Raw genomic sequence first — 18,776 nt, forward strand, 5'->3', positions numbered from 1 at the left:
GGGCGAGACGGCTGATACTCGTCGGTGGTCGGCCATTACTTGACGGCGGAGTGCCAACCCTGGGAGAGGGCCCGGCCGGCGTCGGGCGCGACCGTGCCGGGGGCCAGCAGTCCCGCCAGCGAGGTCTGCGTGTCGTTGAGCGTGACGCTGTTCTTCCCCGCGGCCGACGGCAGGCCCGTCTTGAGGTTGACCGCCGCGTCGATCAGACCGAACAGCCCGAGTCCGCAACCGCTGGCGCCGGGCACGGCGAAGGTGCTGTCGTTCTGGACCGCGCCGGTCAGGTTGATCCGGCTCATCTCGCCGTCGTCCGCCACGGTGCCGTCGCCCTTGAAGAACGTCATGCCGAAGTCGGGCAGGTTGAGGTTCTTCGGGCGCAGCACGACGGGGTTCGACTTGGAGCCGATGTAGCAGTTGGAGCCCAGGAAGGGGTTCTGGAGGTGGATGCGGACCGGGATGGAGACGATCGGCTTGTCGGTGAGGATGCCCGCGGTCTGGTCGAAGTCGCTGGGCGAACCGACGGACTCCACGGTGGCCGTGATCTTGTTGAGGCTGCTGTCGGTGATCTGCCGGCAGATGGCCGTGACGGCCGGGACGTTGCTGGGGCACATCAGGCCCAGCAGACCGCCGGGCACCGTGGCCGAGTCGGCGATCAGCGCGCCGGAGGGCGGGGCCACGACGGTGCTGGTGCCGTCCGCGTTCTCCACGACCCCGATCTGGAGGTCGGTCCGGCCCGTGCTCACCGTGGTGTTGCCCAGCTTGATGGAACCGCTCGCCGAGGTGGACACCACGCACTGCGGCGTCTGGACCAGGCCGTCCGCGGCCAGCATCGCCGGGGCGTCCACGGGACAGCGGGTGAAGGGGGCCCACTCGCCGTTGAGTTGCGTGGTCGCGGCGGTGGCGTTTCCCATGGCGGCGAAGGAGCCGAGGGCGGTGCCGAGCGCGGTGGCGGCCAGGAGTCCGGCGCGGCCGGGGAGTCGCTTCATGTCGGGGCCTTCCGTGAGAGGTTCGCAGGAGGTGTGTGGATGGCTCAGCGTTCGGGGACGGGGATCTGGGCCGGCTGCAGGTCCTCGGTGCACTGGCCCTCGACCGGGTTGGCCACGCCGCACGTCTGGCCCTGGATCTGCTTGATGTAGTTGCCCGGTCCGGAGATCGATGCCGTCAGCAGTCTGTCGAGGTTCTCGCCGCCCGAGGCGCAGCCGGTGAAGGCGGGGATCGTCGTCTCGCCGGTCAGCGGTCCGCCCGAGAGGAGGATGTAGCCGGTGGCCGGCTCGCCGGCGGCGTACTCGCCCCTGCCGCGCAGGACCAGGTGGTCGCCGGGGTGACTCGCGGCCTCGGGGTCCGGGGAGCTGAGCGGTGCACTGGTCCGGCAGGAGGAACCGACGTCCAGCGGGGTGCCGTTGACGGTCAGCGAGGTGACCTTCAGGACCAGCGGTACCCGGATGTAGGTGTCCATCGTGGTGTAGAAGGTCGTCATGTCCATATGACCGAGCGAGTCGATGGTCAGCGGGCCCGTCTGCTCCAGCACCATCGTGGCCGTCGCCGGGACGAAGTCGAAGGTGAGGAAGGTGGCCTTGAACGGCGCGGTCTGCCGGCGCCCCTGATAGGAGATCTGGCCGTCGGAGTGCTGGGTGATGACGGCCGGACCGTCGCCCGTCGGGAACTGGAAGTCGGGCTGGCCCTGTTCGATCAGCGCGCACGAGGGCGGAAGCAGCGCCGCTCCCTTCAGCTTGCGCACGTTGGCGTAACCGGTGATGTATCCGTTCAGCGACATCTCGTCGGCCGGGTGGGAAGCGTCGTAGCGGCATGTCGGGGCGTTGCCGCCGGTGGGGGAACCGGGGCTCTGGACGGCGACCTCCGGGGGCTGCCCCGTCGGCGGGCTGACGGTTCGCGCCGAGGGGGGCCGGCCGGGGGAGGCCGGGGAGGGCGACGGGGAGGGGGTACCGGAGCCGGACGGCGTGCGGCTCGGACCGGAGGTGCTCACCCCGACGGGGACGGTGGCCAGCAGGCCGTGGCCGGGAGCCTTGTCGTCGTCCAGGGCGCACGCGACGGTGAGCGGGGCCGGGGCCGGGTCCGCGCCGTCCGGGGAGGACACGGCCAGGTCGACGGCGAGGTTCCCGGCGGCGAGCGTCAGGTCGCCGGCGCTGCGGGCGGTCACCGTCGGCACATCGCCCGTCGCGGTCAGCGTGAGGGACCCGGACTCGGCGAGGGCCACCGGCGGCGCGGTGCCCCGCCAGGTCGCCTCGGCCGAGGCGGCGTTCTGCGAGACGCCGATCGTGAGCCGGGTCGCGGCCCGGACCTGGGCCGCCTGAGGCGCCTTGAGGTCCGTCACCGCCTCGGCGGGCAGTTCCACCGCGGTGGTGACGTGCGTCGGCCGGATCGCCTGGTGCGGCGCGACCCGGTCGGGCACGGTCGCCGAGACCCGTACCGTCGCCTGCCGCGGCCCGGAGGGGAAGGCGCACACGTAGGGCAGGGAGGCGTCCACCTGCTGGGCGTCAGCGGTGGCGATCGCGGCCGGAACCATGGCGGCGAGGACGACGAACGCGGCGGTCGTCGCGGTCCTGACGCGGACACCGGGGCGCCGCAGGGTGGCGGGAGGGCCTTTCATCTGCTGCTCCGCTCGATCTGGTCTCGGGATTTCGGCTCGTACCGGCCGAACCGCCCGGCCGGGGTCGCCGGCCGGGCGGTTCGGGACGGGTGCCGGACCTTACGGGTTGGAGCCGACGATCGTCGGGATGGTGCTGGTGCCCTTCACCTTGACCAGGTAGTTGCCCTTGAAGGTGGGCTTGGTGGAGGTGGTGACGACCGTGCCGCAGCCGCTGGCCGCGGTGACGGACAGGTCGCCCGAGACGCTGTTGACCGCCAGGACGCCGGTGGAGTTCGTGTACGTGCCGGACGCCTTGCCCTCGACGGTGAAGTGACACGCACCGGCGACCACATCGGCCTTGACGCCGCCGATGTAGCCCTTGGTGACACCGGTCGCGGCGGTGTAGTCCTGTGCGACGACGTGCCAGGTCCCCACCGGCGTGGCCGTGACGGCGCCGAGGATGCTGGTGCACGGGGAACTGGTGGTGCCGAAGTTGATCGCGGTGATGTCCGCGACCGACGCCGGGTTGCCGGTCGCGCTCGCCATGGTGCCCGAGGCGCTCGACGTCGTGCACGTCATCGGGATGTTGGCGGTCAGCACGATGTTCCCGCTGTTGGTCGCCGTGAAGCTGGACGGCGACGGGTTGACGGTCCACACCGTGGAGGCGTTCGCCGAGGCGGGGGCGACGGCGATCCCGAACGCGGCCGCACCCGCGCCCGCCACGACGGCGATGGTTCTGAGGGTCTTCTTCATGGCTCTGGGACTCTCCTTGTGGATTGACCGGCAGAAGGGGGCCGCGACGGAACCGACCGAGGGTGGGGAGCAGCGGCCTGCGGCTCGAACATGTCGACCGCGAACATCGACGTTACTTGCGGGAAACTTGACCGAACAATGCCGCCGACCATGATTCTTTGAAAAGAGCAACCAACTGTTCTCCGGGTGAGCACCGCCTTGCGCCGGTTAGTCACCCGATGCCAAGAAAAGCCGCGCCGACCGTGGGACGCGGTTCCCGTGAAAGCGGCCGTGAAAACGGCCGTGGAACGCCACGGGGCGGTCGCCCGGGACGGCGTATGCGCACTCGGCGACACATTCCGTCCCGATGCTTGTCACTCTGCTGACAGATCGTCTATCGCTCGATCGCATATCGCGGAAAACTTGAGATCGGCTATTGCCCGCCCAGGTTACCGCGCCGTAACGTGCCGGATGCGGCGCTGACCTCCGCATCGGCGGCCCCCCGCCGGCCGGAGGTGCGGCGGACGTCCGGCCCTCGCCCTCCTTCCGGGTCGTACGCCCGTCGGCAGGGCCTCGCGTATCCAGCCCCCGGAGACGCGCGGCCCTGTTCTGTCGTCCGTGGACAAGGTGCCGTCCGGCACTTTGTCTGCGCGGTGACAAAATCCGGGAGGGCGTCGCGGAATCGGTGCCGCGCCTGTTGCCACAGGCGTGTGCGCCGCCTTAGCGTGCGCACCCGGTGCGCACTGGCCCACCTTTGTCGGAGGTGATATGGGAATCGAAGTGGTGGTCGAGGGCCTGACCAAATCATTCGGCAGGCAGAACATCTGGCAGGATGTGACCCTCACGCTTCCGGCCGGTGAAGTCAGTGTCATGCTCGGTCCGTCCGGGACCGGGAAAACCGTCTTCCTCAAGTCGCTCATCGGTCTCCTCAAACCGGATCGCGGCCGTGTCCTCATCAATGGGGTGGACATGGTGAACAGCCCGGAGCACGAGATATTCGAGACGCGGAAACTCTTCGGGCTCATGTTCCAGGACGGGGCCCTGTTCGGCTCCATGTCCCTCTTCGACAACATCGCCTTTCCGCTGCGCGAGCACACCCGCAAGAAGGAGTCGGAGATCCGCCGCATCGTCATGGAGCGGATCGAGGTCGTCGGACTCCTCGGCGCCGAGCGCAAACTGCCCGGAGAGATCAGCGGCGGCATGCGCAAGCGAGCCGGCCTGGCCCGCGCCCTCGTGCTCGACCCGCAGATCATCCTGTGCGACGAGCCGGACTCGGGGCTCGACCCGGTGCGCACCGCCTACCTCTCCCAGCTGCTGATCGACCTCAACGCGCAGATCGACGCGACGATGCTGATCGTCACCCACAACCTCGACATCGCCGCGACCGTCCCCGACAACATGGGCATGCTCTTCCGCCGCGAACTGGTCACCTTCGGCCCGCGCGAGGTACTGCTCACCAGTGAGGAACCGGTGGTCGCCCAGTTCCTCGCCGGCCGCCGTGAGGGACCCATCGGGATGTCCGAGGAGAAGGACGCGGCGACCCTGGCCGCCGAGGCCGCCGATCCACGGGCCCGGACCGCCGCGCCGCGCGAGATCGTCCCGCAGCTGCAGCCCTCTCCCGGTCTGCCGCCGCGCCGTGCCGCCGCCCGGCGTCGCGAACGCGTGCTGGGCATGCTCGACCGGCTGCCGCCCGCCGCCCGCGCGGCCATCGAGCGCACCTACGCCACGGCCGACGGCGCACCCGCGCTGCCGCTGCCCGCGACCGGGAGCGGCGCATGATCACCGGCGCGCTGCGGCAGACCGGACGGCTCTTCGCACTCGCCGTCGAAGTCGCCGGGGCGATCTTCAAACGCCCTTTCCAGCTGAGGGAGTTCATCGAACAGTTCTGGTTCCTCGCCAGTGTGACGATCCTGCCCGCCGCGCTCGTCTCGATCCCCTTCGGCGCGGTGATCGCCCTTCAGGTCGGCTCGCTGACCCAGCAGCTCGGCGCCCAGTCCTTCACCGGCGGGGCCAGCGTGCTCGCCGTCGTCCAGCAGGCCAGCCCGCTCATCGTGGCCCTGCTGATCTCCGGCGCGGGCGGCTCCGCGATCTGCGCCGACCTGGGGTCGCGCACCATCCGCGAGGAACTGGACGCCATGGAGGTCATGGGCGTCTCACCCGTGCAGCGCCTGGTCGTCCCGCGGGTCCTGGCCGCCATGGGCGTGGCCGTCCTGCTCAACGGCCTGGTCTCCGTGGTCGGCATCCTCGGCGGCTACTTCTTCAACGTCTACCTCCAGCACGGCACCCCGGGCGCCTACGTGTCCAGCTTCTCCTCGCTCGCCCAACTGCCCGACCTCTACGTCAGCGAGTTCAAAGCCCTCGTCTTCGGGTTCATCGCCGGCATCGTCGCCGCCTACCGCGGACTCAATCCGCGCGGCGGCCCCAAGGGCGTCGGCGACGCCGTGAACCAGTCGGTCGTCATCACCTTCCTCCTCCTCTTCTTCGTCAACATGGTGATCACGGGCGTCTATCTGCAGGTCGTCCCGCCGAAGGGAGGCTGAGAGGCCATGGCGTCCCCGCTCGTATGGCTCGACCGCTCGGGCGAGCGCATGATCTTCTACGTCCGCTCCGTGCTGTGGGTGCCCCGCACCCTGCGCCGCTACCTCAAGGAGGTGCGGCGGCTGCTGGCCGAGGTGGCCTTCGGCACCGGCGGCCTCGGCGTCATCGGCGGCACCATCGGCGTGATGATCGGGATGACGCTCTTCACCGGGACCGTCGTCGGACTCCAGGGCTACGCGGCCCTGGACCAGATCGGCACCGCGGCCTTCACCGGCTTCGTCTCCGCCTACTTCAACACCCGCGAGATCGCCCCCCTCGTCTCCGGACTCGCCCTCTCCGCCACGGTCGGGGCCGGCTTCACCGCCCAACTGGGCGCCATGCGCATCAACGAGGAGGTCGACGCCCTGGAGGCCATGGGCATCCGCTCCCTGCCCTACCTGGTCACCACCCGCATCATCGCCGGGGTCGTCGCGATCGTCCCGCTCTACGCGATCGGACTGCTCTCCTCCTACCTCGCCTCCCGCGCCGTGACGGTGGTCTTCCAGGGCCAGTCCAGCGGCACCTACGACCACTACTTCAACCTGTTCCTGTCCCCCACGGACGTGCTGCTGTCCGTGCTCAAGGTGCTGATCTTCAGCGTGATCGTGATCATCGCCCACTGCTACCACGGCTACCACGCCAGCGGCGGCCCGGCCGGCGTCGGCGTCGCCGTGGGGCGGTCGGTGCGCAACGCCATCGTGCTGATCGCCGTGACCGACTTCTTCCTGTCACTGGCCCTGTGGGGCGCCACCACGACCGTGAAGGTGGCGGGGTGACATGAGCGCTCCGAGAGGCGGGAAACTACGGCGCCGGCTGGCCGGAGTGGTGTTCCTGACCGTGCCCGCCCTGTTGGTCTGGCTGGCGGTCGCCGTCTACGACAAGACCTTCACCGACAGCGAACCGGTGGTCGTGGAGACCGGCGCGGTCGGCAACGAGATGCATCTGGGGGCCGAGGTGAAGGTGCGCGGCGTCGTCGTCGGCGAGGTACGCGCCATCGACCCCACGGAGGACGGCGCCCGGCTCACCCTGGCCCTGCGACCCGGCGTCCTCGCCCGCATCCCGGCCGACGTCAGCGCCCAGATGCTGCCCACCACCCTGTTCGGGGAACGCTTCGTGGCCCTGGTCCCGCCCGCACACCCCTCAGGCCGGTCGCTGACCGCGGGAGCGGTCATCCCGCAGGACCGCTCCGCCAACGCCGTCGAACTCCAGCAGGTGCTCGACAACGTGCTGCCGATGCTCACCGCCGTCCAGCCGCAGAAACTCTCCGCCACCCTCTCGGCCGTCTCCCAGGCGCTGTCCGGGCGTGGCGACCGGATCGGCGAGACCCTCAGCCGGCTCGACGCCCTCCTGCGCGAGTTCAACCCCGAACTGCCCACCCTCAACCGCGACCTGAAAGAACTCGTGAAGGTCAGCAACGTCTACGCGGACGCCGCCCCCGACATCGTCACCGCGCTCACCGACTTCACCACCACCAGCCGCACCCTGGCCGAGAAGGACGGTGACCTGGCCGCAGCCCTCGGCGCCACCACCGCCACCGCCCAGGACCTCACCACGTTCCTTCGGCAGAACAAGACCAACATCATCCGGCTCAGCGCCGCCTCCAGGCCGACGCTGCGACTGCTCGCCCAGTACTCCTCGGTCTTCCCCTGCACGCTGCGCACCCTCGCCGACTTCGTACCGCGGATGGACCAGGCCCTCGGCAAGGGCACGGACCAGCCCGGACTGCACGTCGACGTGACCACCGTCGCCTCCCGGGGCGCCTACGTCCCCGGCCGGGACACCCCTTCCTACGACGCCTCCGGCGGCCCGCACTGCTACCCCGTGCCCTACCTCGGCGTACCCGCCGCGCCGGCCGCGCAGGTCCCGGCGACCGCCGGCCAGAGCCTCGGGCCGGCCAACTCGCCGCAGGAGAACCGGCTCGTCAACGAACTGCTCGCCCCGGCCACCGGCCACGACCCCGGTGACCTGCCCGACTGGAGCAGTCTGCTCGCCGGCCCGACGCTGCGCGGCGCGGAGGTGACACTGCGATGAGGATCAGCCGCCGCGCGCGCGGACAGCGCGAGGAGACCCACCCGGGACGCCGCCCGCTGACCGGGCCGCTGTTGAAGTCGCTCGTCTTCGCGACGGTGACCGCGCTGGCCACCACCGTGCTGGGCCTGAGCGTCGCCAACACCGGGGTGGGCGACGGCACCCACTCCTACAAGGCCCTGTTCACCGACGTCACCGGCCTCGTCGACGGTGACAGCGTGCGGGTGTCCGGAGTGAAGGTCGGCGAGGTCACGGACGTGCACGTCGTCGAGCACCGCACCGCCCAGGTCACCTTCACCGTGCGCGACGGACAGTCCCTGCCCCGCTCGACGACCGCCGCCGTCAAGTACCTCAACATGGTCGGTCAGCGCTACCTGGCCCTCGACCGGGGCAGCGGAACCCTCACGGGCACCCTCGAACCCGGCGACACCATCCCGCTCCGACGCACCCAGCCCGCACTGGACCTCACGCTGCTCTTCAACGGGTTCAAGCCGCTGTTCGAGGGCCTCTCGCCCAAGGACGTCAACGAACTGGCCGGCTCCATCGTCCAGGTGCTCCAGGGCGAGGGCGGCACCGTCGACAGCCTGATCCGGCACATCGGCTCGCTCAGCTCGACGGTCGCCGCCAAGGACAAGGTCGTCGGCGAAGTGGTGACGAACCTCGACACGGTCCTGACCACCCTCAACGACCGCGAGGCCGGATTCGACGATCTGGTCGACACCCTGCGCCGGCTCGTCAGCGGATTCAACGACGACCGCAAGCCGCTGGGCCAGGCCGTGGCCGCCATGGGCGACCTCACCACCGTGACGGCCGGCCTCCTGGAGGACGGCCGCGCGCCCCTCAAGCAGGACATCCGCGAACTGGGCAGGCTCTCCACCAACCTCGACCAAGGCGCCCCGCAGATCCAGGACTTCCTGGCGAGGAGCCCCGCCAAGATGACCGCCCTGGCCCGCCTGTCCTCCTACGGATCATGGTTCAACCTCTATCTCTGCGAGGCACGTGTGAGCGGAGTGACGACCAGCGACGGCTCCAGGGCGCCCACCGGCATCCAGGTCACCGAACCGAGGTGCGGCGCATGACCCTCCTCCAGCGACCCGTGCGCCGCACCGACGACCGCGCGCCGCGGACCCGCCGGCCGCGTCTGAAGCCCGTCAAGGAACGAAACCCCGTCGCCGTCGCCCTCGTCGGCCTGCTCCTGCTCGCCCTGCTCACCCTCCTCGCCTACCACGCCGACCGGCTGCCCCTGATCGGCGGCGGCACCACGTACAGCGCCGACTTCAGCGAGGCCGCCGGCCTCGACGAGGGGGACGAGGTGCGCGTCGCCGGCGTCAAGGTCGGCAAGGTGACCGGCGTGTCCCTGGACGGTGACAAGGTCGAGGTCACCTTCGAGACCAAGGGCGCCTGGATCGGTGACCGGACGACCGCGGCCATCGCCGTCAAGACCCTGCTCGGCGACAAGTACCTGGCCCTGGACCCGCTCGGCGCCGGCCGCCAGGACCCCGGCAGCCGCATCCCGCTCGACCGCACCACCTCGCCCTACGACGTGACCCAGGCCTTCCAGGACCTCGGCTCCACCGTCGACGCCATCGACACCCGGCAGCTCGCCAAGAGCTTCGAGACCATCTCGCAGACCTTCAAGGACTCGCCGCCCGACGTGCGCAACGCCGCCACCGGTCTGTCCGCCCTGTCGCGCACCGTCTCCGAACGCGACAAGGAACTCTCCGAACTCCTCCGGGGCAGCCAGCGGTTCACCAAGACCCTCAAGGACAGGAAGTCCAGCTTCGAGACGCTCATCGAGGACGGCGGGTCCCTCCTCGGCGAACTCCAGGACCGGCGCGACGCCATCCGCGCCCTCCTCACCGGCAGCAGGGCCCTCGCCACCCAGCTCGGCGGACTGGTCGCGGACAACGACGAGCAGCTCGGTCCCACCCTCCGGGCGCTGGGCCGCGTCACCGACGTCCTGGACAAGAACCGCACCCAGCTGGACCGGACCCTGGCCCTGGTCGGCCCCTACTACCGCCTCCTCGGCAACACGCTCGGCAACGGACGCTGGTTCGACAGCTACCTCTGCGGAGTCGTGCCCCGCACCTACCTGCCCGCCCAGTCCCAGCCCACGACCGGATGCATGCCGCCGAAGCAGTCGGCGCAGGCCCAGGGGAGCGGTAAGCGATGACCAAGCGCGCAAGACTCCTCCCGGGAACCGGGCGCGCCCGGCTCCTGGCGGCGGCCCTCGCCCTGGCCGTCGTCGCCGCGGGCCTCGCCGCCGCCGGCGCCTTCGACTCCACCGGCACCCGCCTGACCGCCTACTTCGACCGCGCCGTCGGCATCTACGCCGGTTCCGACCTGCGCATCCTCGGCGTACGGGCGGGCAGGGTGACGTCGGTGCACCCGCAGGGCACCCAGGTGCGGGTCGAACTCGCCGTGGACGAAGGGGTGAAGGTGCCGAAGGGCGCGCGCGCCGTCATCGTGGCGCCGAGCATCGTCGCCGACCGGTTCGTACAACTCACCCCCGCCTACCACGACGGGCCGGCACTCGCCGACGGCGCGGTGCTGCCCGCCTCCGGCAACCGCACGCCCGTCGAGATCGACCAGCTCTACGCCTCGGTCACCGACCTCAGCAAGGCGCTCGGCCCCGACGGCGCCAACAGCACCGGAGCCCTGTCGGACCTGCTGCGCACCGGCGCGGCCAACCTCGACGGCAACGGCGCCGCCATCGGCGACAGCGTGGAGCAGTTCGGCAAGGCGGCGAAGACCCTCAACGGCTCCAGCGACAACCTGTTCACCACGCTCAGCCGGCTCCAGACGTTCACCACCATGCTCAAGGACAAGGACACCGACGTCCGCACCGCGCAGGAACGCCTGGACACCGTCGTCGGATTCTTCGCCGACAACAAGGACGACCTGGCCGGCGCGCTCAAGGAACTCGGCACGGCGCTCGCCCAGGTCAAGCGGTTCATCGCGGACAACCGCGGCGAGCTGAAGAAGAACGTCGACAAGCTCGTGCCGATCACCCAGACCCTCGTCCGGCAGCGGGCCTCGCTCGCCGAGGCACTGGACGTGGCGCCCCTGGCCGCGAGCAACGTCGTCGGCGCCTACGACCCCGACACCCGCTCCCTGGACGGCCGGGCCAACCTCAACGAGATCAGCATGGGCGGACCGCTGCTGCCACTGCCGGTGACCGGCGGCGCGGCCACCGCCGGAAAGGGGGCACGGTGACGCGCCGCGCACGACGGGCCGAGGACGCCACCGGGCCCGACGAGACGACCCCACCGAAGGCCGGGGCGGCCCATCCGCCCGAGGACGGGGAACCGGGCGCGAACCGCCCGCGCCGGGCGGCCGCGGCCGTGGCGCGCGGCCTGCGCGACGGCGCCCTGGCCGTCGGCGCCTCGACGGGCGGCCTCCTCGCCCTCGCCATCGGGTTCACCCTGGCGCTCGGCGCGTTCACCCTCACCGTTCCCCGCTTCGACGGCGTCGAGGACCTGCCGCTGCCCGGCGGCGCGGACCTGGGGCCCCACCCCTACACCGTCACCGCCGAACTCGACGACGTGCTCAGCCTGGTCCCGCAGGCCGCGGTCAAGGTCAACGACGTCGCCGTCGGACGGGTCACCGCCATCCGTCTCGACGGCTGGCACGCCCGCGTCACCATGAAGATCAACGGCTCCGTGCGGCTGCCCGCCGACGCCGGCGCCCGGCTGGAACAGTCCAGCCTGCTCGGCGAGAAGTACGTCCAGCTCGTCGCCCCCGCCAAGGGCACCACCACCGCGCGGCTCGGCGACGGCGGTGTCATCCCGATCGCCCGCACCGGCCGCAACACCGAGGTCGAGGAAGTGTTCGGCGCGCTGTCCCTGCTCCTCAACGGCGGTGGCGTCAACCAGCTCAAGACCATCACCCAGGAACTCAACGCCGCCCTGGGCGGCCGCGAGAACGAGGTGCGCTCCACCCTCGAACGTGTCAACACCCTGGTCACCGACCTGGACGACCACCGCGGCGACATCACCGACGCCCTCGACGCCGTCAACCGGCTCTCCGCGACCCTCGCCGGCCGCAAGGACGACGTACGGACCGTCCTCACGGACCTCTCACCCGGCCTGAAGACCCTGGACGAGCAGCGCGGCTCCCTGCTCACCATGCTGCGCTCCCTCGACACCCTGTCCGGCGTCGCCGTCTCCACGGTCAACGCCGGCAAGCAGGACATGGTCGCCGACCTCAAAGCCCTCGCCCCCACCCTGCGCGCCCTCGCCGACGCGGGCTCCGACCTGCCGGACTCGCTGCAGGCGCTGCTCACCTACCCCTTCACCGACGAGGTGCTGAACGGGGTGAAGGGCGACTACCTCAACGTGTACCTGAACATGGCCGCCGCGCCCGGAACGCAGATCACCCCGCCGCTGGTGCCGCAGGGCACGGCCCCGCCCCCCGCCTCCGCCCCACCCGCCTCCGCGGCCGGCGAGAAGGGGGCGACGCGGAGGGGCGCCGCGAAGAAGAGCCCGGTGCGGCCGACGGGCGGTGCGGCGCCCGCCGCCACCGCCCCGCCGACGGCGGTGCTGCCGCTCCCGTCCGTCTCCACCCCTGCCCCGGACGGAGGCGACTCGCGGTGATCACTCTCGCGGTACGCCTGAAGAACCTCGCCTTCCTGGTCATCGCCGTCCTCGTCCTCGGCTTCGTCGGCATCCGCTACGCCGACCTGGGCCGCTACGTCGGAGTGGCCGACTACTACAGCGTCGACGTCCGACTCCCCTCCACGGGCGGGCTGTTCACCCACTCCGACGTCACCTACCGGGGAGTGTCCGTGGGACGCGTCGGGCCGATCGACCTCACCGGCGACGGAGTGGTGGCCGAACTGCGCATCAAGAAGTCCGCCCCGCGCATACCGGCCGACACCCGGGCCGTCGTGGCGGGACTGTCCGCGGTCGGCGAGCAGTACATCGACCTGCGCCCCCAGAGCGACGGCGGCCCCTACCTCGCCGACGGGTCCCGCATCGAACAGGACGACACCCAGGTACCCGCCCCCGTCACGGACGTCCTCACCAGCGTCGACGACCTCACCCGCTCGGTACCGCTGGACGATCTGCGCACGGTCGTCGACGAGCTGGGCAAGGCCTTCGAGGGCCACAGCGACGACCTCCAGGTCCTGCTCGACAACGGCAACGCCTTCGTACAGGCCGCCGACCGGTCGCTGCCGTCCACCATCCGGCTGATCACCGACGGCGAGACCGTGCTGCGCACCCAGGCCGAGGAAGGCCGGGCCGTCCGCGACTTCGCCACCGGGGCCAGGGAACTCACCCGCACCCTCAAGGGGTCCGACGCCGACCTGCGCCGGCTGCTCGCCGTGACGCCCGAGGCGGCCACCCGGATCAGCGGCGTACTGCGCGACCTCGACCCCAGTCTGGGCGTGGTCCTGGCCAACCTCCTGACCACCTCCGAGATCGCCGTCACCCGCCAGCACGGCATCGAGGAACTCCTCGTGAAGTACCCGGCGGCCGTCGCCGCCGGCGCCACCGCCGTCGACGGAGGAAAGGTGCACCTCGGCATGGCCGTCACCTTCTTCGAGCCACTGCCGTGCACCGCCGGGTACGGCGGCACGCGCTACCGCAACGGTCTCGACCTCGGCACCGCGCCCGCCCTCAACACCCGGGCCTCCTGCACCGCGCCGGCCGCGACCGGGGTGAACGTGCGCGGCTCGGCGCACGCCCCGGGCGGCGGGGCGGTCCCCGATCCGGCCAAGCCGGGCTCACTGCCCTCGGGCAGCGGCTCCTCGACCGGTGCCACGTCCGCGGTCACGGCCCTGCCCGGGGCGCTCGCCCTGCCGAACGCCACCGGCGGCGCGGGAGGCCTCGCGGGGCTGCTCGCACCCACCGCGGAGGGCGCCCGATGAGGAAGTCCGGCGTGTTCACCGGCGCCGCGCTCCTCCTGGCGGCGGCGTTCTGCGGCACCGGTGCGTGGACCTACGCCCAGGCCCGCGGCGACGACTCCCTCGCCTACGGCCGTGAGCGCGACCGGGCCCTCGTCGACGGCCGTGCGGCCATCACCGTACTGACCACCCTCGACGCGTCCTCACGGCAGCGCGCGCAGGCGGGCATCCGCGACTGGACCGCGTCCTCGACCGGCCCGCTGCGGGACGAACTGGCCCGCACCGCGCCCAAGGCGGGCGCGTCGGCGCGCGGCACCGTCACCGAAGCCGCCGTCACCGCCCTCGACACGCACTCCGGCACGGCGAAACTCATCGCGACCGTGAGCGTCGACGTCACGCCCGCCGGGACGAGGACGCCCACCACGGACCGCAAGCGCCTGGAAGCGGTACTGGAGCGCACGGACGGGGGCCGGTGGAAAGTCAGGGCCCTGGACGCCGTTCCGCTCGGGCAGGCAGCACAGGAGGGCGACGGCCGATGACACGTCTGCTGCGCGGAGACAGGGCGCCCGAGGACGCGGAAGGGGCGCCCGAGGGCACCGGAGGGGCGGACGACGCCCTCCGGTCCGGCCCGGACGACACACCCTCCGGGACGGCGGAGCGCGCGCCGGGGAAGGCCGGGCCAGGGTCCCCCAGGGAGGACCCCGATGCGGAGGAAACCGGTCCGCAGGCCGACCGGGACGACCCGGGCACGCAGGCGGCCGTCCCCCGGGCCGGCCGGGATGACTCGGACGCCGGCCGGCCCCGCCCGGAGGCCGGCGCTGACGAGCCGGCGGGGGACGCGGTGGGGGAGGCCGCCGGGCGCCGACCCGCCCCCGGGCGGCTGCGCGTGATCACCCTGGCCGCCCTCACGGTGGTGCTGGTCCTCGCCGGGTGCGGCTTCCTCCACCGCGCCCACGGGCTGAGGTCGGCGCCGGCGGCCGAGAACCGGGCACTGACCGACGCGCAGGGCACCACCCGCGTCGCGGACGACATCGCGGAGGACCTCGCCCGCGTCTTCTCCTACACACCGGACGGTCTCGACGCCACCGAGCGCTCCGCGCGCACCGTCCTCACCGGGCGGGCGGCACGCCAGTACACGCACCTGCTCGCCCGCATCCGCGCGGACGTCACCCAGCAGCGCGTGACCCTCAGCACCCAGGCCGTGCGCACCGGAGTGATCCGGCTCGACGGGGACGACGCCCGGCTGCTGGTCTTCCTGGACCAGTTCTCGCGCCGCGGCAAGGCGGCCGGCACCTCCGCCGCCGCTCAACTCACCGTCGCCGCGCACCGGGAGAACGGCCAGTGGCGGATCGTCGACATCATCACCCGCTGAACGCGCGCGGAGACGGGAGACACCCATGGAACACACGGCCCGCACCCCCGCGGGACCCCGGTCGCTGCCGGCCGTGATCCTCGCCCTCGTCCTGGTCGCGGGCGGATTCGCGGCCTGGGTCGGCTGGGACTGGTACGCGGCGGCCCACGACGACTCGGCGGCGTACGCGGTCCAGCGGGACCGGGCGCTGGCCGCCGGCGAACAGGCGGTCCAGAACCTGAACACCCTCGACCACGACGACCTCGACCGCGGCCTCGACCTGTGGGAGTCCTCGACGACCGGCGAGCTGCACGACCAACTCGCATCCGGACGCGCCCAGTTCGCCGAGCAGGTCAAAGAGGCGAAGACGGTGACGACGGCCCGGGTGCTCTCGGGCGCCGTCACCGAACTCGACGACCGCGCGGGCCGGGCCCGGGTGCTCGTCGCACTGCGGGTGACCGTGAAGGCGTCCGGCGGCAAGAGCACCGACAAGGACAGCCGGATGCTCGGCGAACTGACCCGCACGGGCGGCCGGTGGAAGCTCAGCGCCCTGGGCCAGGCACCCGTCGGCGGCACTTCGACCGGTTGAGCCGGCGGCACGGCACGACAGCCGGCAGCACGAGAGGACCACACCCGATGCCCACGACCCGCCACCACATCAACCGCGAGCGCCGGCGCCAGGCCCGCGGGACCGGAGCCACCGCCACGGCCGCGCCGCCCGTGCGCACCCCCGCCACCGGCCGTGCCACGGTCACCCAGGCACAACGGCGGCAACCCGAACCGGAACCCGCGAAGAAGACGACGAGCCCGGAAGGGACAGGGAAGACGGCCGTGCCGTCGCGTCCGTGGGCCGGCCGCCTCTCGCGGCGCCCGGCGGGTCTGGCAGTGCTGTGCCTTCTGACACTCGTCCTCGGCGGCTTCGCCGGCTGGGCGCACGCCCGCGCGGAGAACCTGCGCGCCGATCCGGCGGTCCGCAACACCGCCCTGACCGACGCCGCCCGGACGAGCGAGATCAAGGGCCAGACCGAGAAGGCCGTCGCCGCGCTCTTCTCCTACGACTACGCCGATCCGGCCGGTTACGAGAAGGCCACCGAGACCCTGCTCACCGGGAAGGCGGTCGCACAGCACAAGGCCCTGCTGGACGCCGTCCGGACCCGCGCCGACCAGCAGAAGGCGGTCATCACCACCACCGTCACCGACAGCGCGGTCGAACGCATCGACGGCGACCGCGCCCGGGTCCTCGTCTACGCCGACCAGAGCAGCGTCAGCACCGCCGGGGCCAAGCCCACGGCGGGAGCCGGGGGCAAGCAGACGGCACAGGACCAAGGGACCTACGCGGCGGCCATGTTCGCCGTCGACGTCCTGCGCCGCGACGGGCGCTGGCTCGTCTCCGGCATCGACACCTTCGGCCGCTGACGGCGACCGAGACGGAGGTCGGACCGCGTCCGGCCGCGTCCGACCGTACCGACAGGGAGGGACACCCCCATGCCCGCACGCCGCGCACGACGTCTGCGAGCCCGTTCCCGGCAAGGCCTGCGGTGCGCCGCCGCCACCGTGGCGGCCGTGGCGGCCGTCACCGCCTCACAGGCGCCCGTCCCGCCCGCCGAGGCCCGAAGCGCCTCCGACGCCCCGGCCGCCGCCGGAAGGCCCCCGCAGGCCACGGAGGTTCCCCGCACGACACCGGCCCCGCCGCCCGGCGACGGCGTCTATCACACCGAACTGCCGCCCCTGCCCGTGGCGGGCCGGCCGTCGACCGCCCGTCAGGCCCTGGCGGCCAGGACGGAGTCGGGCATCCCCGTCACCGTGCTGCGCGCCTACCGTGCGGCCGAGCGGTCCGTCGCCCGTACGGATCCGGGATGCGGGCTGCCCTGGCAACTGCTCGCGGCGATCGGGAAGGTGGAGTCCGGCCAGGCCCGCGGCGGCGCGGTGGACGCGCAGGGCACGACTCTGGGCCGTATCACGGGACCCGCGCTCGACGGGCGGGGCTTCGCCCTGGTCAAGGACACCGACGATGGCCGCGACGACGGGGACGCGGTGTACGACCGCGCGGTGGGGCCCATGCAGTTCCTGCCGTCGACCTGGAGCAGGTGGGGCGCCGACGGCAACGGCGACGGCCGCGCCGACCCGAACAACGTCTTCGACGCGGCCCTGGCGGCCGGGCACTACCTGTGCGCGGGCGACCGGGACCTGCGACGGTCAGCGGACCTCGACACAGCAGTCCTCAGCTACAACAACTCCCGCGCCTACCTCGACCTCGTCCGCTACTGGCTCGACTTCTACCGCCGTGGCGTGCACGGCGTCCCCGACGGCAAGGGCACGATCCCCACGTCCCCCGGCGCGGGCGGCGACACCCCGGCCACGAAACCCGTCGACAAGGGCAACGGCGAGAAGGACGGCGGAATCGTCATCGGCCCCGACCCCTCGCCGGCACCCCCCGCCCCGACCCCCAGACCCACCAGGACACCGATCCCCACACCGTCCGGAGGAGTCCCCACTCCGCGACCCTCGCACTCCCCGACACATTCGCCGCTCCCCAGCGGTTCACCGGCCCCGGAACCGTCCGCCTCACCGAGCCCGTCCGACTCGCCGAGTCCGTCCCCCTCAGCGAGTCCGTCCACCTCACCCGGCCCGGACGCCTCGGCGAGCCCGCCGGCGGGCGCCTCCGGCGCGTCCGCCACGGGGCCCGGCGCGATCCGGAAGAGCGGTCCTAGCCGAACGCACGCCGGTAGGCCCGCGGACTGACGCCGGTGGTGCGCTTGAAACGGTCGCGGAAGGCGGTGGGGGAACCGAACCCGACCTGGGCACCGATGCGTTCGACGGAGTGGTCGGTGGTCTCCAGCAGGTGCTGTGCCTGACGCACACGAGCCCGGTGGAGCCACTGGAGCGGGGTGGTGCCGGTGTGATCGCGGAACCGCCGGATCAGGGTCCGGGTGCTGGTTCCGGACCGGGCGGCGATGTCCGCCAGGGTGAGGTCGCGGTCCAGGTTGTCACGCAACCAGGCCAGCAGCGCGTCGAGTTCCGATCCCTGTGGAACAGGCGCGTGGTCGTGCATGATGAACTGCGCCTGACCGCCCTCGCGTTCGAGGGGCATCACGGACAGACGGGCGGCGTCGGCGGCGACCGCCGACCCGTGGTCGCGGCGGATCATGTGCAGACACAGGTCCATGCCGGCCGCGGCGCCGGCCGACGTGAGGAACTGGCCGTTGTCCACGTAGAGCACGTCCGGGTCGACGTGGAGGCGCGGGTGTGTGGTGGCCAGCAGTCCCGCCGCGCTCCAGTGGGTGGTCACCCGAAGTCCGTCGAGGAGGCCCGTGGCGGCGAGCGGGAACGTACCCGTGCAGATGGAGGCCATCCGTGTACCCGCGGCGGCCGCCGACCGGAGCGCGTCGCGCACGCGCGAGGGGAGCGGCGCCAGGGGGGCGGCAACGCCCGGCACGACGATCGTGTCCGCGCTCTCCAGCCCCTCCAGGCCCCAGGGGGCGCGCAGGGTGAAGGCCCCGGCGTCCACCTCCTCCCGCTCGGCGCACACCCGTATCCGGTAGGCGGGCCGTCCGTCGGGCAGCCGGGTGCGGGAGAAGGTCTCGATCGGGGTGGACAGGTCGAACGGGATCACCCGGTCCAGGGCGAGTACGGCGACGGTGTGCATGGCGGGAACC

The 18,776-nt window shown here is 72.2% G+C and carries 18 protein-coding genes; 14 read left to right on the forward strand and 4 right to left on the reverse strand.

What is annotated here, in order from left to right; genetic code table 11:
• Positions 1-35: 35 nt before the first annotated feature.
• From AB0N63_RS15890 to AB0N63_RS15900, 3 genes are all read right to left on the reverse strand, one after another.
• On the reverse strand, positions 36-983 hold the full coding sequence (locus tag AB0N63_RS15890) for a hypothetical protein (RefSeq protein ID WP_365529373.1): 948 nt from the start codon (positions 981-983) through the stop codon (positions 36-38).
• A 44-nt stretch (positions 984-1,027) separates the two neighbouring features.
• A complete protein-coding gene (locus AB0N63_RS15895) occupies positions 1,028-2,605 on the reverse strand; it encodes a DUF6801 domain-containing protein (RefSeq protein WP_365529375.1) in 1,578 nt (525 codons plus the stop codon).
• Positions 2,606-2,704: 99 nt separating this feature from the next.
• Entirely contained in the window at positions 2,705-3,337 is a 633-nt protein-coding gene (locus AB0N63_RS15900; protein ID WP_365529377.1) for a hypothetical protein, read from the reverse strand.
• 747 nt (positions 3,338-4,084) lie between these two features.
• Here AB0N63_RS15900 and AB0N63_RS15905 point away from each other — a divergent pair.
• From AB0N63_RS15905 to AB0N63_RS15970, 14 genes are all read left to right on the forward strand, one after another.
• Positions 4,085-5,095, forward strand: a complete 1,011-nt coding sequence (locus AB0N63_RS15905) for an ATP-binding cassette domain-containing protein (protein WP_365529379.1) — start codon at positions 4,085-4,087, stop codon at positions 5,093-5,095.
• Positions 5,092-5,856, forward strand: coding sequence for an ABC transporter permease (locus tag AB0N63_RS15910; protein WP_365529381.1), 765 nt, complete (start codon positions 5,092-5,094; stop codon positions 5,854-5,856). Before AB0N63_RS15905 ends, AB0N63_RS15910 begins: the two co-directional genes overlap by 4 nt.
• Positions 5,857-5,862: 6 nt before the next feature.
• Positions 5,863-6,669: an ABC transporter permease gene (locus AB0N63_RS15915; protein ID WP_365529383.1), complete on the forward strand. Its 807-nt coding sequence runs from the start codon at positions 5,863-5,865 to the stop codon at positions 6,667-6,669.
• 1 nt (position 6,670) lies between these two features.
• On the forward strand, positions 6,671-7,924 hold the full coding sequence (locus AB0N63_RS15920) for an MCE family protein (RefSeq protein ID WP_365529385.1): 1,254 nt from the start codon (positions 6,671-6,673) through the stop codon (positions 7,922-7,924).
• Positions 7,921-9,000, forward strand: coding sequence for an MCE family protein (locus AB0N63_RS15925; protein ID WP_365529386.1), 1,080 nt, complete (start codon positions 7,921-7,923; stop codon positions 8,998-9,000). Before AB0N63_RS15920 ends, AB0N63_RS15925 begins: the two co-directional genes overlap by 4 nt.
• The gene (locus AB0N63_RS15930) at positions 8,997-10,094 is read left to right on the forward strand and encodes an MCE family protein (RefSeq protein WP_365529388.1); all 1,098 of its coding nucleotides are present in this window, start codon (positions 8,997-8,999) and stop codon (positions 10,092-10,094) included. Before AB0N63_RS15925 ends, AB0N63_RS15930 begins: the two co-directional genes overlap by 4 nt.
• Positions 10,091-11,137, forward strand: coding sequence for an MCE family protein (locus tag AB0N63_RS15935; protein WP_365529390.1), 1,047 nt, complete (start codon positions 10,091-10,093; stop codon positions 11,135-11,137). The genes AB0N63_RS15930 and AB0N63_RS15935 overlap by 4 nt, the downstream gene beginning before the upstream one ends.
• A 197-nt stretch (positions 11,138-11,334) precedes the next feature.
• The gene (locus AB0N63_RS15940; protein WP_365529764.1) at positions 11,335-12,516 is read left to right on the forward strand and encodes an MCE family protein; all 1,182 of its coding nucleotides are present in this window, start codon (positions 11,335-11,337) and stop codon (positions 12,514-12,516) included.
• Complete coding sequence (locus AB0N63_RS15945; RefSeq protein ID WP_365529392.1) at positions 12,513-13,793, forward strand: MlaD family protein; 1,281 nt, start codon at positions 12,513-12,515, stop codon at positions 13,791-13,793. Before AB0N63_RS15940 ends, AB0N63_RS15945 begins: the two co-directional genes overlap by 4 nt.
• A complete protein-coding gene (locus AB0N63_RS15950) occupies positions 13,790-14,308 on the forward strand; it encodes a hypothetical protein (protein ID WP_365529394.1) in 519 nt (172 codons plus the stop codon). The genes AB0N63_RS15945 and AB0N63_RS15950 overlap by 4 nt, the downstream gene beginning before the upstream one ends.
• Complete coding sequence (locus AB0N63_RS15955) at positions 14,305-15,141, forward strand: hypothetical protein (protein ID WP_365529396.1); 837 nt, start codon at positions 14,305-14,307, stop codon at positions 15,139-15,141. Before AB0N63_RS15950 ends, AB0N63_RS15955 begins: the two co-directional genes overlap by 4 nt.
• 25 nt (positions 15,142-15,166) lie before the next feature.
• Positions 15,167-15,709 (forward strand): nuclear transport factor 2 family protein, encoded by a 543-nt coding sequence (locus tag AB0N63_RS15960; protein ID WP_365529398.1) that lies wholly within the window; start codon positions 15,167-15,169, stop codon positions 15,707-15,709.
• Positions 15,710-15,756: 47 nt separating this feature from the next.
• Complete coding sequence (locus AB0N63_RS15965; protein ID WP_365529400.1) at positions 15,757-16,536, forward strand: hypothetical protein; 780 nt, start codon at positions 15,757-15,759, stop codon at positions 16,534-16,536.
• Positions 16,537-16,605: 69 nt separating this feature from the next.
• Entirely contained in the window at positions 16,606-17,862 is a 1,257-nt protein-coding gene (locus tag AB0N63_RS15970) for a lytic murein transglycosylase (RefSeq protein ID WP_365529402.1), read from the forward strand.
• On the opposite strand, the gene AB0N63_RS15975 is transcribed toward AB0N63_RS15970, so the two are convergent.
• Entirely contained in the window at positions 17,828-18,766 is a 939-nt protein-coding gene (locus AB0N63_RS15975; protein WP_365529404.1) for a helix-turn-helix domain-containing protein, read from the reverse strand. The two genes, AB0N63_RS15970 and AB0N63_RS15975, sit on opposite strands and share 35 nt — an antisense overlap.
• Positions 18,767-18,776 lie beyond the last annotated feature (10 nt).

This window comes from Streptomyces sp. NPDC093260 (assembly GCF_040683715.1).
In the GTDB taxonomy this organism is placed as follows: Bacteria; Actinomycetota; Actinomycetes; order Streptomycetales; family Streptomycetaceae; genus Streptomyces; species Streptomyces sennicomposti.

Bases quoted from the DNA above. Each gene is read 5' to 3' on its own strand.
- AB0N63_RS15910 (WP_365529381.1), top strand. From the start codon at position 5,092: ATGATCACCGGCGCGCTGCGGCAGACCGGACGGCTCTTCGCACTCGCC.
- AB0N63_RS15905 (WP_365529379.1), top strand. From the start codon at position 4,085: ATGGGAATCGAAGTGGTGGTCGAGGGCCTGACCAAATCATTCGGCAGG.
- AB0N63_RS15955 (WP_365529396.1), top strand. From the start codon at position 14,305: ATGACACGTCTGCTGCGCGGAGACAGGGCGCCCGAGGACGCGGAAGGG.
- AB0N63_RS15900 (WP_365529377.1), bottom strand. From the start codon at position 3,337: ATGAAGAAGACCCTCAGAACCATCGCCGTCGTGGCGGGCGCGGGTGCG.
- AB0N63_RS15920 (WP_365529385.1), top strand. From the start codon at position 6,671: ATGAGCGCTCCGAGAGGCGGGAAACTACGGCGCCGGCTGGCCGGAGTG.
- AB0N63_RS15890 (WP_365529373.1), bottom strand. From the start codon at position 983: ATGAAGCGACTCCCCGGCCGCGCCGGACTCCTGGCCGCCACCGCGCTC.
- AB0N63_RS15970 (WP_365529402.1), top strand. From the start codon at position 16,606: ATGCCCGCACGCCGCGCACGACGTCTGCGAGCCCGTTCCCGGCAAGGC.
- AB0N63_RS15915 (WP_365529383.1), top strand. From the start codon at position 5,863: ATGGCGTCCCCGCTCGTATGGCTCGACCGCTCGGGCGAGCGCATGATC.
- AB0N63_RS15895 (WP_365529375.1), bottom strand. From the start codon at position 2,605: ATGAAAGGCCCTCCCGCCACCCTGCGGCGCCCCGGTGTCCGCGTCAGG.
- AB0N63_RS15930 (WP_365529388.1), top strand. From the start codon at position 8,997: ATGACCCTCCTCCAGCGACCCGTGCGCCGCACCGACGACCGCGCGCCG.
- AB0N63_RS15960 (WP_365529398.1), top strand. From the start codon at position 15,167: ATGGAACACACGGCCCGCACCCCCGCGGGACCCCGGTCGCTGCCGGCC.
- AB0N63_RS15965 (WP_365529400.1), top strand. From the start codon at position 15,757: ATGCCCACGACCCGCCACCACATCAACCGCGAGCGCCGGCGCCAGGCC.
- AB0N63_RS15935 (WP_365529390.1), top strand. From the start codon at position 10,091: ATGACCAAGCGCGCAAGACTCCTCCCGGGAACCGGGCGCGCCCGGCTC.
- AB0N63_RS15950 (WP_365529394.1), top strand. From the start codon at position 13,790: ATGAGGAAGTCCGGCGTGTTCACCGGCGCCGCGCTCCTCCTGGCGGCG.
- AB0N63_RS15925 (WP_365529386.1), top strand. From the start codon at position 7,921: ATGAGGATCAGCCGCCGCGCGCGCGGACAGCGCGAGGAGACCCACCCG.
- AB0N63_RS15975 (WP_365529404.1), bottom strand. From the start codon at position 18,766: ATGCACACCGTCGCCGTACTCGCCCTGGACCGGGTGATCCCGTTCGAC.